Source organism: Shigella sp. SIG3 (assembly GCF_053555855.1).
Window position 1 is genome coordinate 1 of record NZ_JBQZXE010000234.1, and the last position, 1597, is coordinate 1597.

Annotated in this window: 2 protein-coding genes; both read left to right on the plus strand. The window is 40.8% G+C overall.

The annotated features are described in order from the left end of the window. The coding region (locus ACUU1I_RS20485; protein ID WP_052970471.1) for a DinI-like family protein at positions 1–199 on the plus strand (199 nt) is incomplete at its 5' end. Between the two features lie 600 nt (positions 200–799). Then, positions 800–1597 (plus strand): leucine-rich repeat domain-containing protein (locus ACUU1I_RS20490; RefSeq protein ID WP_449144225.1); only part of this gene is annotated, 798 nt, incomplete at its 3' end.

Below are 1597 nucleotides of genomic sequence, written 5' to 3' on the forward strand. Positions count from 1 at the left end.
CGGTGCTGTGGATGCGTTAAAGGAAGAATTAACCCGACGCATCAGTAAACGTTATGACGATGTAGAGGTGATCGTAAAAGCCACCAGCAACGATGGCCTTTCTGTTACGCGCACCGCCGATAAAGATTCAGCTAAAACTTTTGTTCAGGAAACTCTGAAAGATACCTGGGAGTCTGCTGACGAGTGGTTTGTTCACTAATTAGCACGTAAAATCAGTAACGGCTGGAAATCATTCAATACTCGCACTATCGGAAGTTCACCAGCCAGCCGCAGCACGTTCTTGCATACGACGTGTCTGCGGTCTCAACTCCGCCCGCCCCCGCCAATCATGATTGGGCAGTACCAGTACAGCACTAGCAAAGACAGGAAATTAGCAGTCTCAGCAAAACACCGACCAGACGGTGAGAAGACAAAAAGATACGCAAAGATGCCGCGGTTCCAGAAGAATAAAAAACCGCTAATGGACAGCCTCCTTAACACAGTTTTTTATATACATGATTCACTGATACCAGTGGCATTAATAGCTATTATATAGCTTCAGCTCCTTTTTTCATACCTTAAGGAAAAATTGCCCCCTCCCCCAAAAAGTATCGTTTTTTTACATTAAACCGATCCAGTTTAGGATAGTGTAAAGCAGAAGTTCTTCAATATATAACATATGGAGTTAATATGCTTACACAAACTATATATCCGCCTCCTCCAGAAGTTCCTGTCTACTGCTGAAGGGAATCAATAACATTGCAAAGCAGATAAAAAAGAATCCAACACCTCTCAACATAAAGAATACGCCCTGATATTTATGCTCCCGACAAATAACAATCACAGATTAATTTCAAATTCGTTCTCCACTTATTCAATCGACACTAGCCGCGCATATGAAAATTATCTAACCCATTGGACTGAATGGAAAAACAACCGCATACAAGAAGAACAACGAGACATCGCTTTTCAGCGACTAGTATCATGTCTACAAAACCAAGAGACGAACCTGGACTTGTCTGAATTAGGCCTGACAACATTACCTGAAATCCCCCCGGGAATTAAATCAATTAATATAAGTAAAAATAATTTAAGCTTAATCTCCCCATTGCCTGCGTCCCTTACACAACTTAATGTCAGCTATAACAGACTTATTGAACTGCCTGCTTTGCCTCAAGGACTTAAATTATTGAATGCGTCCCACAATCAACTAATCACACTACCCACACTCCCCATATCTTTGAAGGAGCTTCATGTCTCAAATAATCAATTATGTTCTCTTCCTGTTTTACCAGAACTACTGGAAACATTAGATGTATCATGTAATGGGCTGGCAGTTTTACCACCTTTACCATTTTCTTTACAAGAGATTAGCGCAATAGGGAATCTTCTTAGTGAACTCCCCCCTCTACCTCACAACATTCACTCCATATGGGCAATCGACAATATGTTAACCGATATTCCATACCTGCCGGAAAATTTAAGGAACGGTTATTTTGACATAAATCAGATAAGTCATATCCCGGAAAGCATTCTTAATCTGAGGAATGAATGTTCAATAGATATTAGTGATAACCCATTGTCATCCCATGCTCTGCAATCCCTGCAAAGATTAACA